Source organism: Streptomyces sp. NBC_01288, from assembly GCF_035982055.1.
Classification (GTDB): Bacteria; Actinomycetota; Actinomycetes; order Streptomycetales; family Streptomycetaceae; genus Streptomyces.
Genome location: NZ_CP108427.1, coordinates 4,752,502 through 4,767,638 on the forward strand (window position 1 = coordinate 4,752,502; position 15,137 = coordinate 4,767,638).

General features: G+C 71.2%; 11 protein-coding genes. 5 read left to right on the plus strand and 6 right to left on the minus strand.

What is annotated here, in order from left to right:
* Nucleotides 1–236: 236 nt before the first annotated feature.
* The 4 genes from OG194_RS21060 to ssd form a co-directional block, all read right to left on the minus strand.
* Nucleotides 237–1,049, minus strand: coding sequence for a type II secretion system F family protein (locus tag OG194_RS21060; RefSeq protein WP_327402371.1), 813 nt, complete (start codon nt 1,047–1,049; stop codon nt 237–239).
* A 289-nt stretch (nt 1,050–1,338) separates the two neighbouring features.
* Nucleotides 1,339–2,199, minus strand: coding sequence for a type II secretion system F family protein (locus OG194_RS21065; protein WP_327402372.1), 861 nt, complete (start codon nt 2,197–2,199; stop codon nt 1,339–1,341).
* 87 nt (nt 2,200–2,286) lie between these two features.
* Nucleotides 2,287–3,444, minus strand: coding sequence for a TadA family conjugal transfer-associated ATPase (locus OG194_RS21070; protein WP_327402373.1), 1,158 nt, complete (start codon nt 3,442–3,444; stop codon nt 2,287–2,289).
* Nucleotides 3,445–3,881: 437 nt separating this feature from the next.
* Nucleotides 3,882–4,985: a septum site-determining protein Ssd gene (ssd, locus tag OG194_RS21075; RefSeq protein ID WP_327402374.1), complete on the minus strand. Its 1,104-nt coding sequence runs from the start codon at nt 4,983–4,985 to the stop codon at nt 3,882–3,884.
* Nucleotides 4,986–5,569: 584 nt separating this feature from the next.
* On the opposite strand from ssd, the gene OG194_RS21080 reads away from it, so the two are divergent.
* Nucleotides 5,570–6,403, plus strand: coding sequence for an HAD family hydrolase (locus OG194_RS21080; protein ID WP_327402375.1), 834 nt, complete (start codon nt 5,570–5,572; stop codon nt 6,401–6,403).
* A gap of 153 nt (nt 6,404–6,556) precedes the next feature.
* Complete coding sequence (locus OG194_RS21085) at nt 6,557–6,721, plus strand: hypothetical protein (protein WP_327402376.1); 165 nt, start codon at nt 6,557–6,559, stop codon at nt 6,719–6,721.
* Between the two features lie 29 nt (nt 6,722–6,750).
* Here OG194_RS21085 and OG194_RS21090 read toward each other — a convergent pair whose 3' ends face one another.
* Nucleotides 6,751–7,575 carry an oxidoreductase gene (locus tag OG194_RS21090; RefSeq protein WP_327402377.1) on the minus strand — a complete coding sequence of 275 codons (825 nt, stop codon included), beginning with the start codon at nt 7,573–7,575 and terminating at the stop codon, nt 6,751–6,753.
* A gap of 101 nt (nt 7,576–7,676) precedes the next feature.
* On the opposite strand from OG194_RS21090, the gene OG194_RS21095 reads away from it, so the two are divergent.
* Entirely contained in the window at nt 7,677–8,657 is a 981-nt protein-coding gene (locus OG194_RS21095) for an ATP-binding protein (protein WP_327402378.1), read from the plus strand.
* 21 nt (nt 8,658–8,678) lie between these two features.
* On the opposite strand, the gene OG194_RS21100 is transcribed toward OG194_RS21095, so the two are convergent.
* Nucleotides 8,679–9,950 carry a hypothetical protein gene (locus OG194_RS21100; protein ID WP_327402379.1) on the minus strand — a complete coding sequence of 424 codons (1,272 nt, stop codon included), beginning with the start codon at nt 9,948–9,950 and terminating at the stop codon, nt 8,679–8,681.
* 336 nt (nt 9,951–10,286) lie between these two features.
* On the opposite strand from OG194_RS21100, the gene OG194_RS21105 reads away from it, so the two are divergent.
* Both OG194_RS21105 and acs read left to right on the plus strand, forming a co-directional pair.
* On the plus strand, nt 10,287–12,812 hold the full coding sequence (locus OG194_RS21105) for a bifunctional SulP family inorganic anion transporter/carbonic anhydrase (RefSeq protein WP_327402380.1): 2,526 nt from the start codon (nt 10,287–10,289) through the stop codon (nt 12,810–12,812).
* Between the two features lie 125 nt (nt 12,813–12,937).
* The gene (gene acs / locus OG194_RS21110; protein WP_327407150.1) at nt 12,938–14,941 is read left to right on the plus strand and encodes an acetate--CoA ligase; all 2,004 of its coding nucleotides are present in this window, start codon (nt 12,938–12,940) and stop codon (nt 14,939–14,941) included.
* Nucleotides 14,942–15,137 lie beyond the last annotated feature (196 nt).

The following is a 15,137-nucleotide window of genomic DNA, read 5'->3' on the forward strand; positions in this document are numbered from 1 at the left end:
GGCCATCCCGGCATCCCCGCGCGCCGAGGCACCCAACCGTGCCCGTACCCGCACCGCTCGCACGGCCCGTACCGCTACTGCCTGCACTGCCTGCACTGCCTTGTACATCTCAACCCCCGTGAGTTTCCTGTCGGTTCACTTGCCCGCTCGGTCAGCCGCTGAGGTCCAGCGACTGCCCGCCATACGTCAGCCGTTCTTCGTCCTACGTCCGTCACCGCTCGCCCTCGCTCCTCCCGTCAGCCGCCACCCCCTCCCACCGCCCCGCCCGCGAGCCCGATCACCACGGGCAGCACGCCGACCGCGATGAACGCGGGCAGGAAGCACAGCCCCACCGGTGCGGTGATCAGGACGGCCGCCCGCCGGGCCCGTGCCGTCGTGGTGCGGGTCCAGTCGGCGCGAGCCTCCGCCGCGAGCCGCGCGGCCGGTCCGGCGGCGGGAAGCCCCGACTCGTCGGCCCGTTCGAGCAGCCGGGCCAGCGGGCCGGCACCCGGAAGCGAGGCCAACCTCCGCCAGGCATCAGCCGGTTCACCACCGAGCCGTACCTCCGCCGCCGCACGCGCCAGCCGTTCCCCCAAGGGCCCCGAGAGGGCCTCTCCCACTGCCTGGGAGGCGATCACCGGCGAGGCCCCGGCGGCGATGCAGGCGGCCAGCAGATCGGCGGCGAGCGGGAGTTGGCGGGCGGCGGTGGCGGCATCGCGCTCGGCGACGGTGTCGTCGGCCACCTGCCGACGCCGCCACTGCCACAGCCCGACGGCGACGACGGCACCCACCACAACCCCGGCGACCCCACCGACCAACACCCACCCGGCACCCACCACGCCCACTGCGGGCAGCCACCTCCGCGCAAGTTCCCGAGCCTCGAACCGCCGCCCGGCAGAAGCCACTTCCCTGGCCTCCCGAACGTCCCGAGCTTCCCGGAGCAGCAGCCCGGCCAACCGTCGCCGCGCCCTCCGCTCACACCGCACCCCGTCCAGCCACCGCACCAACCACCCCACGACCGACACCGCCCCCAAGACAACCCCCAGCCTGTGGACAACTTCCGCACTCACGCCGCCTCCTCTCTCCGACTCCAGCCAACTTCCGCTTCCACACCCACACCGCTCCGGCCTCTCGCCGACCCCGATGCCCTCAGGGGCGCAGGGTCGTATCGGCATGCGGCTCCACCGCGGGGGCGCCCACCGCACCCTTCACCCCGCGAACCCCTATGCCCTTAGGGGCGCGGGGAACTGCGCGACAAGCCCCCACCCACCCACACCCCGCAACAACCCAAGCCACCCACCCCGAACCCGGCCCACCAGCACCCCCCGCACCGCTCCTCCCGGCAACCGCCACTCCCGCTCACGCCGCCTCCACCCCCCGCACAATCCGCATCGCCCACCACAACCCCAGCCCCTCCAGCAACCCCCCGACCACCAAGCACCCCAACCCCGCCCCGCTGTGCAACAGCACCCGCAACGGATCCGCACCCATCGCCGCGCCCAGCAACAACCCGAGCACCGGCAACCCCGCGAGCATCACCGCGGTGGCCCGCGCCCCCGCCAACTGGGCGCGAAGATCGGCCCGTTGCTCCCGGTCGGCACGCAACGCCCCTTCGAGCCGGTCCAGTCCCGCCGCGAGCCCCGCGCCCTGGTCCACGGCGACCCGCCAGCACGCGGCCAGCCCCAACAGCCCCTCCGCGCCCGGCTGTCGTGCCGCCGAGGTGAGCGCACCCGGCACATCCCCGCCGAACCGCGCCGCCGCCAACACCCCGGCCTGCGCCTCACCGAGCCCACCGGAGTCACTCGCCGCCCGCAGCAACGCCTCCCCCGGCTGCCGCCCGGCACGCACCTCCCCGGCGAGCGCCGAACACAGCGCGATCACCGCGTCCCCGCGCAACTCCCGCGCCCGCCGCGCCTCCCCGGCCACCCGCACCCGCCGCAGCAACGGCACCCCGACCGCCCCCGCGACAACCGGAACGACCGAGGCCCCCAGCACCGCCAACACGAGCCCGACACCGAGCGACCACCACTCAGCCCGCAATCGCCCCCGGATCCGCCGCAGTTCACCGACAGCCCGCTCCCACGAGGGCGGCCCAACGCCCACCGCGCCACCACCCGAGAACAACAACTCCGCCCGCCGGGCCCCGAATTGCCGCCCACCCATCAACCAGACCAGGCCCCCGGCACACACCGCGACCACCCCGACCGACACCTCACCCATCACCACTCCCACTCGCTGCCACCGCCACTGCCACTGCCGCCCGTCCCGCACTCACGTCCATAGGCCCCTCCGACTCACCCGCCCCCCCTAGCCCCCCTCACCCCCACCCCGAATCAACTCCCGCAACCGCTCCCACCCCCGTTCGTACGCGAATGCCTCCACCCCCCACCGCAACGCCGGCACCGTCCGCACCAACCCCGACGCATCCCGCTCCAGGACATGGACCTCGGCGATCCGTCGCCGCCCCGCCCGGTCCCGTACGAGATGCAGGACCACCGACAGGGCCGCCGCCAACTGGCTGTGCAGCGCCGCCCGGTCGAGGCCGGCGGCCGTGCCCAGGGCCTCCAGGCGGGCGGGGACGTCGGCCGCCGCGTTGGCGTGGACGGTCCCGCACCCGCCCTCGTGGCCCGTATTCAGGGCTGCCAGCAAATGAACGACCTCAGGCCCCCGCACCTCACCGACGACCAGCCGGTCCGGCCGCATCCGGAGTGCCTGGCGGACCAAGTCCTGAAGCGTGACGAGTCCGGCGCCCTCCTGGTTGGCGGGTCTGCTCTCCAGCCGTACGACGTGCGGATGGTCCGGCTTCAGCTCCGCCGAGTCCTCCGCGAGCACGATCCGCTCACCCGGTCCGACGAGCCCGAGCAGCGCGCTCAGCAGCGTCGTCTTGCCGGTTCCGGTTCCGCCGCTGATCAGGAACGAGAGCCGAGCCTCGATCAGCGCCCGCAGGATGCGGTCCCCGCCCGGCGGCACCGTGCCCGCCGTGACCAACTCGTCCAGCGTGAACGCGCGCGGTCGTACGACGCGGAGCGACAGACAGGTGCAGCCGACGGCGACCGGGGGCAGTACGGCGTGCAGGCGGGTCCCGTCGGGCAGCCGGGCGTCGGCCCAGGGGCGGGCGTCGTCCAGCCGGCGTCCGGCCACCGCGGCCAGCCGCTGTGCGAGGCGTCGTACGGCTGCCGCGTCCGGGAAGGAGACGGTGGTCAGCTCCAGGCCGCCGCCCCGGTCGACCCAGACCCGGTCCGGGGCCGACACCAGGACGTCGGTCACGGAGGGGTCGGCGAGCAGGGACTCCAGCGGGCCGCTGCCCACCAGCTCGGACCGCAACTGCTCGGCGGCGCCCAGCACTTCGGCGTCCCCCAGCACCCGCCCCTGCTCCCGCAAAGCCTGCGCCACCCGCGCGGGCGTCGGCTCACCCCCGCTCTCGGCCAGCCACCGCCGCACACCGTCGAGCAGTCCGACGGGCATCCCCGCCCCGCCACCCGCCCCTCCCTCACTCGAAGCCCACCGCCCCAATGCCCCCGCCGAGCCCCGCGCCCGATCGACCCCAACGGCCCCACTCGCCGGGCCCTCACTCGAAGCCCACCGCCCCGAACCCCCCACCGAATCCCGCCCCCGCTCACGCCCTACCGCCCCACTCACCCCGACCTCACCCGAACCCCGCACCCGATCGCCCCCGGCGGCCCGACTCACTTCGACCCCACCCGAAACCCACCGCTCCGAAGCACCCCCCGAATCCCGCACCCGCTCAGCCCCGATCGCTCCACTCCCCGGGACACCCGTCGAACCGCCGTCCCCCAAGGACGCACCCCTCGGTGCACCCACCGAACCGCCTGTCCCCACCGGCCCAGGCACCCCCGCCGCACCACCCCTCTCGGAGTCCCCCGCACTCCGCAGCAGCCGCCTCATACGCCACCCACCTCGACCAACGCCCGCTCCAGGAACTCCCGGCAGAAGCGCGCCAACGGCCCCCTCCCCGCCGTCCCCGGTGGCGACTTGTCCTCGTGCGGCCGCAACAGCCCCGATTCGACCGGCACTTCGCCGGCCAGCGGCAGGCCGAGGAGACGGGCCACTTCCCGGTCGTCGAGACCGGGGGCGTACGGTCCGCGCACCGCCACGCGGAGGTCGCGCAGGACCATGCCGACCGCGGACGCCACCCGGCCGGCCGCCGCGACGGCACGGAGTTCAGCGGGGACCACGAGGAGGCCGACGTCGAGTTGGGCGAGGGCCTCGGCGACCCCGTCGTCGATACGGCGGGGCAGGTCGACCACGACCGTGCCGCCGCGCCGTCGGGCCGCGGCGAGCACCGCCCGTACCGCCTGCGGCGGGATGGCGACGCAGTCGCCGCGGTCCCAACTGAGCACCCGGAGCGAGTGGAGTTCGGGCAGGGACTCCTCCAGGGCGCCGCCGCCGACCCGGCCGCGCGAGGCAGCGAACGCGGGCCAGCGCAGGCCCTCCGCCGTCTCGCCGCCGAGGAGTACGTCGAGTCCGCCGCCCAGTGGATCCGCGTCCACCAGGAGCGTGCGCAGCCCCTCACGCGCGGAGGTGACGGCGAGGGCGCACGCGAGCGTGGACGCTCCGGCCCCGCCGCGGCCGCCGATGACGCCCACGGTGAGCGCGGGGCGGCCGACGCCCTCGACCACGTCGGCGATGCGGTCGACCAGCCACTGCTCGCCGTCGGGCAGCATCAGGACGTGGTCGGCGCCGATCTCGACGGCCCGCCGCCAGACCCCGGAGTCGTCCTGGTCCCGGCCGACCAGCACCACCCCGCGCCGTCGGGCGGCCCCACGCACCCGGCGGGCCGCGTCGTCGCCGACCAGGACGAGCGGGGCCGTCTCCCAGCCGCCCTGGCGCTCCGGCACCCCGTGATGGACCTCGGGTGTCGCGCCGGCCGCGGCGCACAGGCGCAGCAGGTCGTCGAGGAGTTCGACGTCCTCGGTGACGATCAGCGGTCCGCCCTGTCGCCCTCCGGCGGCGTGCGGCGGATCGTGTGTGACGGTTCCGGCCATGTTTTCCATCCCCCATCGCTGTGTCTCTCGCGTCACCTCTGTGGCCCGCGATTTCCAAAGGTGTGGAGAACCGGCGACCGGCCCTCCATATGCACGGCCGACAGAAACCGGCCAAACGCGTCCGACAAACGGAACGGGCCATGAACTCGCCGCGAGCGAGGACGCGTTGGAATCACGGTGCGGGCATCGCGGAAATCGTGTGGATCTTGGTCGAAAACTGTGGACAACTCAGGGCCTGTGAATATCGCCTTCACTCATACCGGTGACCCCTGTACTCACCTCTGTACGAGTTCCACAGCGCAGTCCGGCAGCTACACGCGGTGACGGCTTCTGGGCATGAAAAAGAGGCGGCACCAGCCGCCTCGGGTTGGCCTCACGACCACGTACAGGGAGGGAAAAAGCGTCCGGACATGCGACGACCCCCACCGGGGGGGAGAGTGGGGGTCGCCTTCACGGCCGACTCGGGGGGGGAGGAGCCGGACCGCGTTAGCACGGTCGCGAACGATCCGTGACTTCCATGGTGTACCCGAGAGGCCTCTCAGGCAAACCCACGCGCCTCACCTTACGCCGAATGGGCTGCGCCTATGCTCTGGGTTGTGGAAAACCACTCCTTGCCTCGCACAGCAGCCTTCTTTGACCTGGACAAGACGGTCATTGCGAAGTCGAGCACGCTCACCTTCGGCAAGTCCTTCTACCAAGGCGGACTGATCAACCGCAGGGCCGCCCTGCGGACCGCCTATGCGCAGTTCGTCTTCCTCACCGGCGGCGCCGACCACGACCAGATGGAGCGGATGCGGAAGTACCTGTCCGCACTCTGCCGCGGCTGGAACGTCCAGCAGGTCAAGGAGATCGTCGCCGAGACGCTGCACGACCTGATCGACCCGATCATCTACGACGAGGCGGCCTCCCTCATCGAGGAGCACCACACCGCCGGCCGCGACGTGGTGATCGTGTCCACGTCGGGCGCCGAGGTGGTCGAGCCGATCGGTGAACTCCTGGGCGCGGACCGGGTGGTGGCGACCCGCATGGTCGTGGGCGACGACGGCTGCTTCACGGGCGAGGTGGAGTACTACGCGTACGGCCCGACGAAGGCCGAGGCGATCAGGGAGCTGGCGCAGTCCGAGGGGTACGACCTCGACCGCTGCTACGCCTACAGCGACTCGGCGACCGATGTGCCGATGCTGGAGTCCGTGGGCCACCCCTACGCCGTGAATCCGGACCGCACGCTGCGCCGCGAGGCCCTCGCGCGCGGGTGGCCGATTCTGGACTTCAACCGCCCGGTCCGGCTCAAGCAGCGGCTGCCCGCGCTCTCCGTACCGCCCCGCCCCGCGCTGGTCGTGGCGGCGGCCGTGGGTGCCGCGGCGGCCACTGCGGGGCTCGTCTGGTACGCGAACCGGCGCAAAGCGGTGACCGTTTAAGCCGGTTGGTAACCCTTTGAACGTAAAAGTAAAGAACCGCGACCAGGGGTTCCGCTTCCCTCAGGGCTGGAGTACAAAGGATTCAACGGCCCGCGAGACCAAGGACATCCGAAAGGATCACCTTAATACCGCATTTGGCCCCACGGACCGCGCATGGCCACCGAGCACCCACGCGACGTCGACCCGTCGATTACGGGCCAGCCGCACCAGGTGACGGGCATTGTTCCCGACCTGATGGGCAATATTTCGAGGACGCTTGGTAACACGGTGGAACATGCCAGCGGCGGTACGAATCCTCGTACCGCCGCATCCCTTTGACGGCCCTCCAGTAGAGGGCCGTTTCGCTGTCAGGCGGCCCCGCGCTGGAGCGCCTCGCAAACCGCCGTCGACTCGCGCGCCCCCAGTTCGACCGCCCTGCCGCAGTGCGCGATCCAGGCGGCCATGCCCTCCGGGGTGCCGGATACGTAGCCGTCCAGCGCCGCCAGGTAGGCCGCGCGCCCCAGTTCGGCGTGGCCGACCTCTGCCGGGCAGACCGACTTCGGGTCGAGGCCGCTGCCGATGAGGACGATCCGCTCGGCCGTGCGCGCGACCAGGCCGTTGCGGGAGGTGAAGGGGCGCAGGGCGAGCAGTTCGCCGTGCACGACGGCGGCCGTCACCAGCGCCGGTGCCGAGCCGCCCGCGATGATCAGGTCCGCGAGCCCGTCCAGGCGCCCGGACACCTCGGCCGCGCCCGGTAGCGGCAGTTCGACGAGCGGCTCGTCGACCGGCTCGCCCTGCTGTCGCGGCCGACCGACCGTGCCGTCGTCGCTCGCGGCCGCCACCAGGTGCAGCCGGGCGAGCACCCGGAGGGGCGACTGCCGCCAGATGGACAGCAGTTGGCCCGCCTCGGAGGACAGCCGGAGGGCCGCGCCCATCGTGCGGGCCTCCGCGTCACCGCTGAAGTCGGTACGCCGGCGCACCTCTTCGAGTGCCCAGTCGGCCCCGGACAGCGCCGCCGAGCCACGCGCGCCGCGCAGTGCCGCCTCGGCGGTGAGCTCGTTGCTGCGGCGCCGCATGACGCGGTGCCCGTAGACCCGGTCCACGGCCTTGCGCATGGACTCGACGGACTCGGCCACTCCGGGCAGCATGCCCAGGGCCGCGAGCGGATCGGCGGTCGCACCTGTCGTACTCATGAGTACGACATTAGCCATCCCAGAGGTGCACCCCACGATTGAGTGGTCTTCTTCACGCACACCTGCCACGTACAGCTACGCCACGACTACGCTTCGTGAACATGAAAATTGCTTTCGTCGGGAAGGGCGGCAGCGGGAAGACCACCCTGTCCTCCCTGTTCGTACGTCACCTCGCGGCCACCGCCCAACCGGTCGTCGCCGTCGACGCGGACATCAACCAGCACCTGGGCCCCGCCCTCGGCCTGGACGAGTCCGAGGCCGCCGCACTGCCCGCACTCGGCGAGCACCTCCCCCTGATCAAGGACTACTTGCGCGGCACCAACCCGCGCATCGCCTCCGCCGACCAGATGATCAAGACCACCCCGCCCGGCGAGGGCTCCCGGCTGCTGCGGGTGCGCGAGAACAATCCGGTCTACGACGCCTGCGCGCGACCGGTGGAACTCGACGGCGGCGCCGTCCGTTTGATGGTCACGGGCCCCTTCACCGACGCCGACCTGGGGGTCTCCTGCTACCACTCCAAGACGGGAGCGGTGGAGCTGTGCCTGAACCACCTGGTGGACGGGCGCGACGAGTTCGTCGTGGTGGACATGACGGCGGGCTCGGACTCCTTCGCCTCCGGCATGTTCACCCGCTTCGACATCACGTTCCTGGTGGCCGAGCCGACCCGGAAGGGGGTCTCCGTCTATCGCCAGTACAAGGAGTACGCCCGCGACTTCGGAGTCGTCCTGAAGGTCGTCGGCAACAAGGTGCGGGACCAGGACGACCTCGACTTCCTCCGCGCCGAGGTCGGGGACGACCTGCTCGTGACGGTGGGGCACTCGGACTGGGTGCGCGCCATGGAGAAGGGCCGGCCGCCCCGGTTCGAGCTCCTGGAGGACGCCAACCGCAGCGCTCTGCGCCTGCTGGAGATCGCCGCCGACGCGACGTACGAACTGCGTGACTGGGAGCGCTACACGCGGCAGACGGTGCACTTCCACCTGAAGAACGCGCAGAGTTGGGGCAACGAGCGCACCGGGGCCGACCTGGCTGCGCAGGTCGACCCCGGGTTCGTGCTCGACGAGAGCGTCACCGCCACGGTGTGAGGCGCGTCCCTTCTCGATCGTCTACTGCTTGACCGCCGGCGCCCCGGGGACGCCCTTCGGGGCCGGGGCGGGGCGGCCGGTCAGGAAGGACGTCCAGCCCGGCTTCGGCGCCTCGCCGACGTTCAGGGTGCGCAGCTTGGCCAGGGTCCCCGGGTCCTGGGCATCCAGCCAGTCGGACAGCTGCCGGAAGGACACGCAGCGCACCTCGGACTTGTTGCAGACCTTCTCGATGACCTCGTCGAGGGCACGCATGTACGTGCCGCCGTTCCAGGACTCGAAGTGGTTGCCGATGACCAGGGGCGCGCGGTTGCCGTCGTAGGCCCGGTCGAAGCCCTTGAGCAGGCCGTCACGCATCTCGTCGCCCCACTGGTCGAACTTGTCGGGGTCGCCCTGGGTCTGCGTGCCGGACTGGTTGACCATGAAGTTGTAGTCCATGGTCAGCTGCTCGTAGGTGTGGCCGGGGAAGGGGACGAGCTGCATGGACAGGTCCCACAGCCCCTCCTTCTTTTTGGGCCAGATCTGGTCGTTGACCCCGCTGGTGTCGTAGCGGAAGCCCAGCTGGCTGGCCGCCTTCATGAAGTTGGCCTGGCCCTCCAGGCAGGGCGTGCGGGCGCCGACGAGTTCCTTGTCGTAGTCGAAGGGCAGTGAAGACGCCTTCTTCATCCCGGAGTTGGTCTTCCAGGTCTTCACGAACTGCTTCGCCTGGGCGATCTCGCTCTTCCACTCGGCGACCGACCACTCGCCGACCCCGCCGTTCTTGCCGCAGAAGTGGCCATTGAAGTGGGTGCCGATCTCGTTGCCCTCCAGCCACGCCAGGCGCAGCTGCTTCACGGTGTCGGCGATGCCCTGCTCGTCGTTGAAGCCGATGTCCGAGCTGCCGGGCGAGTGCTCCGGGGGCTTGTAGAGGTCGCGCTTGTCCTCCGGCAGCATGTACACGCCGCTGAGGAAGTACGTCATGTTCGCGTGGTTGGCCTTGGAGACCTTGCGGAAGTGGGAGAACAACTTCTGGCTGTCCTCGCCGGCGCCGTCGAAGGAGAAGACCACGAACTGCGGGGGCTTCTGGCCGGGCTTGAGCCGCTCGGGTCTGGGCAGATGCGGCTGCGCCCCGGTGTACGACGTGGAGCCGTCCCCGATCAGGCGGACTCCGCTCTTGGGTGCCGGGGCGGGCGCCGCCTTGTGCGGACCGTGCGCCCCCTGCGGGGAACCGTTGTCACCGATCGCGCAACCGGCGAGCGACGCGGCACAGGCCGCGGCGATCACGGCGCCCGCGGTGATCCTCTGGGTGGCGGCCATGTCCGCCCACCTTCTTCCTTCGTTCGGACCGACGCCGGTCAGGGCGTTTTCTGGTGATGTGCCGGGAATCCCGGCAGCGCCGCCAAGGTCGCACGGGGCCGAAGGTGGGATTAGTACGACAAGCCGATGAAATTCTCACTTCACTCTCCGTAGTGACTTATTAGCCCATTTGCTCGCAAACCCTATGCTCGACCTTTACTCTGCATTACGATCCATTTACCGAGCGTTGAGATATCCCGCCGCTGCACGCCGTGACCCCACGGCCGCGACCGACCCCCGCCATCGACGGGGACCACCAGTTCCGCGACCGCGCTGCCCCGGAGGAGACGGGAAGACATGTCAGCCTGCGTACGTACCCGCGCCACCGACTCGAATTCGAACGCGAATCGGACGAAGCGCATCCACCAGCCGCACAGCCCGCCGCCGCCCTCGCCCCGCCGCTTCCGTGTCGCGGGCGCCGATGTGTCGGCCTCCATCGCGGTCTTCCTGATCGCCCTCCCCCTGTCCCTCGGCATCGCCCTCGCCACCGGCGCGCCCCTCCAGGCCGGCCTGGTCGCCGCCGCCGCGGGCGGCCTGGTAGCCGGACTGCTCGGCGGCTGCCCCCTCCAGGTCAGCGGCCCGGCCGCCGGGCTCACCGTGGTCACCGCCGACCTGATCCACCGTTACGGATGGCGTACGACCTGCGCGGTCACCGTCCTCGCGGGCCTGGCCCAACTCGCCCTGGGCTGCGTGCGCGTGGCCCGCACCGCGCTCGCCGTCAGCCCCGCGATCGTGCACGGCATGCTCGCCGGCATCGGTGTCACCATCGCCGTCGCCCAGCTGCACATCGTGCTCGGCGGCACCCCGCAGAGCTCGGTCCTCGCCAACCTCCTTGCCCTGCCCGCCCAGTTGGCGGACCTGCACCCCGCCGACGTGGCGATGAGCGTGCTGACGCTGGCCCTTCTGCTGCTGTGGCCGCGCGTCCCCGGTCGGCTCGGGCACCTGATGCGCAAGATCCCGGCCGCGCTCGTCGCCGTCGCCGGGGCCACCCTCACCGCCTCGCTCACCGGGCTGAGCCTGGCCAAGGTCGACCTGCCGTCCTGGAGCAGTCACGCGCTGGCCGGACTCCCCGAGGGCCTGGTGCTCGGCATCGCCGCCGCTGTCCTCACCACCACCCTGGTGTGCAGCGTGCAGTCGCTGCTCGGCGCCGTCGCCGTGGACAAGCTGGTCGCCGGGCAGCCCGGGCTCTCCGCCCGCGTCGGCCGCTCCGACCTGAACCGCGAACTGCTGGGCCAGGGCGCCGCGAACATCGTCTCCGGCGCGCTCGGCGGACTGCCCGTCGCGGGCGTGGCCGTACGGAGTTCGGCGAATGTGCAAGCCGGTGCCGTGAGCCGGAACTCCACGATGCTGCACGGCGTTCTCGTAGTGGTAGCCGCGCTGCTGATGGTCCCGGTGCTGGAGCTGATTCCCCTCGCTTCGCTCGCCGCACTCGTGATGGCCGTCGGCATCCAGATGGTGTCCCTGCACCACATCCGCACGGTGACCCGCCACCGCGAAGTGCTGGTCTACGCCGTCACCACCCTCGGCGTGGTCTTCCTCGGCGTCCTGGAGGGCGTGCTCCTCGGGGTCACCGTGGCCGTCGCCGTCGCCCTCAACCGCCTTGCCCACACCCGCATCACGCACGACGAGAAGGAAGGAGTCCATCACGTACACGTCCGGGGGCAGTTGACGTTCCTCGCGGTGCCGCGGCTCAGCCGCACCCTGCATCTCGTACCCCAAGGCACCCACGTCGTCGTGGAGTTGGACGGTTCGTTCATGGACCACGCGGCGTACGAGTCACTTCAGGACTGGCAGACCGCGCACACCGCGCGCGGGGGCTCCGCCGAACTGACCGGGCGCCGTACGGGAGTTCGCGACACCGAGCCGGGCCGCACCGGGAGTGACACGACACCGGCCGACACCGCGACCGACACAGCGACGAGCGGCACGACGACCAAGGCCCCGGCCCGCACCACGGCCGGCGAGCCGACGACGTCCACCGCCTGCCGCTGCCACCCCTGGACGCCCTGGCGCAACCATCAGTGCGACCACCCGCGGTCCGCCCCGCCGAGCGGACACCCGGGCGAGCCCACGGACCGTCCCGCACCCGGCACCGCCACACCGGGCGACGCAGGCACCGGACCCCACCCCGGCACCGGCAAGGACACCGGCCCCGGCGGTCACCAACTGGCCCGTGGCATCAGCGCGTTCCAGCGCAACACCGCACCGCTCGTGCGGGGCGAGCTGGCCCGGCTGGCGAAGGAAGGGCAGCGGCCCTCGCAGCTCTTCCTGACCTGTGCCGACTCGCGGCTGGTGACGTCGATGATCACCTCCAGTGGTCCCGGCGACCTGTTCGTAGTGCGGAACGTGGGCAACCTCGTGCCGCCGCCCGGCGAGGAGAGCGGGGACGACTCGGTGGCCGCCGCGATCGAGTACGCGGTGGACGTACTGCGCGTGAGATCGATCACGGTGTGCGGGCACTCCGGGTGCGGAGCCATGCAGGCGCTGCTCAACTCCGAGCCCGGGGGCGCCCAGACGCCGCTGAAGCGGTGGCTGCGGCACGGGGTGCCGAGCCTGGAGCGGATGGCCGACGACGGCCGACCCTGGGCTCGGTTGGCCGGAAGGGCGCCCGCAGACGCCGTAGAGCAGTTGTGTCTGACCAATGTGGTGCAGCAGTTGGAGCATCTGCGGGGGCACGAGTCGGTGGCTCGGGCGTTGCGGGAGGGGGCGTTGGAACTGCACGGGATGTACTTCCATGTCGGCGAGGCGCAGGCGTACTTGCTGACCGGGGAGGACGGGGACGACGTGTTCGACGGGGTGGGGGTGGCGGACATGTCGGCCTGAACCTTGTTCACCCGGCGTCCGTGGGTACGAAAGACCCCCGTCACGCGCATCGCCCAGCGGGTCCGATGACAGGTCTAAACCAATATTTCGGCGACCCTTGTCATCGGACCCCCGGGTCTGATGAGCTGGCCCGGGACACAACGGACACCCTGGGAAAGGCAGATGCCGTGAGCAATGAAAGCCTGGCCAACCTGTTGCGCGAGGAGCGCAGGTTCGCACCCCCCGCCGACCTGGCGGCGAACGCCAATGTCACGGCGGAGGCGTATGAGCAGGCCAAGGCTGACCGGCTCGGCTTCTGGGCCGCGCAGGCCCGCCGCCTGAGCTGGGCGAAGGAGCCGAGCGAGACGCTGGACTGGTCGAACCCGCCGTTCGCCAAGTGGTTCAAGGACGGCACGCTCAACGTGGCGTACAACTGCGTGGACCGGCATGTCGAGGCGGGCAACGGCGATCGCGTCGCCATCCACTTCGAGGGCGAGCCCGGCGACAGCCGCGCAATCACGTACGCCGAGCTGAAGGACGAGGTCTCCAAGGCCGCGAACGCCCTGCTGGAGCTCGGAGTTCGGAAGGGCGACCGGGTCGCCGTCTACATGCCGATGATCCCGGAGACCGCGGTCGCGATGCTGGCCTGCGCGCGCATCGGCGCCGCGCACTCGGTGGTGTTCGGCGGTTTCTCGGCGGACGCGCTCGCGACCCGCATCCAGGACGCGGACGCCAAGGTCGTCATCACCACGGACGGCGGCTGGCGGCGCGGTAAGCCCTCCGCCCTCAAGCCGGCCGTGGACGACGCGGTCGACCGCGCGGACAGCGGCGTCGAGCACGTGCTCGTGGTCCGCCGTACGGGCCAGGACGTCGCGTGGAACGACGAGCGGGACGTGTGGTGGCACGAGATCGTCGAGCGGCAGTCGGCGGAGCACACGCCCGAGGCGTTCGAGGCCGAGCAGCCGCTGTTCATCCTCTACACCTCCGGTACTACGGGTAAGCCCAAGGGCATCCTCCACACCTCCGGCGGCTACCTCACCCAGGCCGCGTACACCCACCACGCCGTCTTCGACCTCAAGCCGGAGACCGACGTCTACTGGTGCACGGCCGACGTCGGCTGGGTCACCGGGCACTCGTACATCGTCTACGGCCCGCTGGCGAACGGCGCGACCCAGGTCATGTACGAGGGCACCCCGGACACCCCGCACCAGGGCCGCTTCTGGGAGATCGTCCAGAAGTACGGGGTGACGATCCTGTACACCGCGCCGACCGCGATCCGCACGTTCATGAAGTGGGGCGACGACATCCCCGCGAAGTTCGACCTCGGCAGCCTGCGCATCCTGGGGTCCGTCGGCGAGCCGATCAACCCCGAGGCGTGGATCTGGTACCGCAAGCACATCGGCGCCGACAGGACGCCGATCGTGGACACCTGGTGGCAGACCGAGACCGGCGCGATGATGATCTCGCCGCTGCCGGGCGTGACCGCGACCAAGCCCGGTTCCGCGCAGACCCCGCTGCCCGGCATCTCCGCGACGGTCGTCGACGACGAGGCGAACGAGGTCCCGAACGGCGGCGGCGGTTACCTGGTCCTGACCGAGCCGTGGCCGTCGATGCTGCGCACGATCTGGGGCGACGACCAGCGGTTCCTCGACACGTACTGGTCGCGGTTCCCGGGCCGGTACTTCGCCGGTGACGGCGCGAAGAAGGACGACGACGGCGACATCTGGCTGCTCGGCCGGGTGGACGACGTGATGCTCGTGTCCGGGCACAACATCTCCACCACCGAGGTCGAGTCGGCACTCGTCTCCCACCCCGCGGTCGCCGAGGCGGCCGTAGTGGGTGCGGCCGACGAGACGACCGGCCAGGCGATCGTCGCCTTCGTGATCCTGCGCGGCACGGCGAACGCCGAGGACGAGAACCTCGTCGCGGACCTGCGCAACCACGTCGGCGCCGTCCTCGGCCCGATCGCCAAGCCCAAGCGGGTCCTGCCGGTGGCCGAGCTGCCGAAGACCCGCTCCGGCAAGATCATGCGCCGCCTGCTGCGGGACGTGGCGGAGAACCGGCAGCTGGGAGACGTCACCACCCTGACCGACTCCACAGTCATGACCCTGATCCAGGACAAGCTCCCGGCCGCGCCGAGCGAGGACTGACCAGGACAGCGGACTGACCTGCGCATACGACGATGAAGGGCGCCCGGCGGCGAACATGCCGGGCGCCCCATTCGCGCATAACGTGAGATCCGCAGGGCTCATCCCGCCGCACCTTAGGTAAGCTAAGTAAAGCGTCAAGGACGCGACAAGGTGCGCCGGGAAGTCTGGTCGGCAAGTGCTCTGTGCTGCCCGCCAC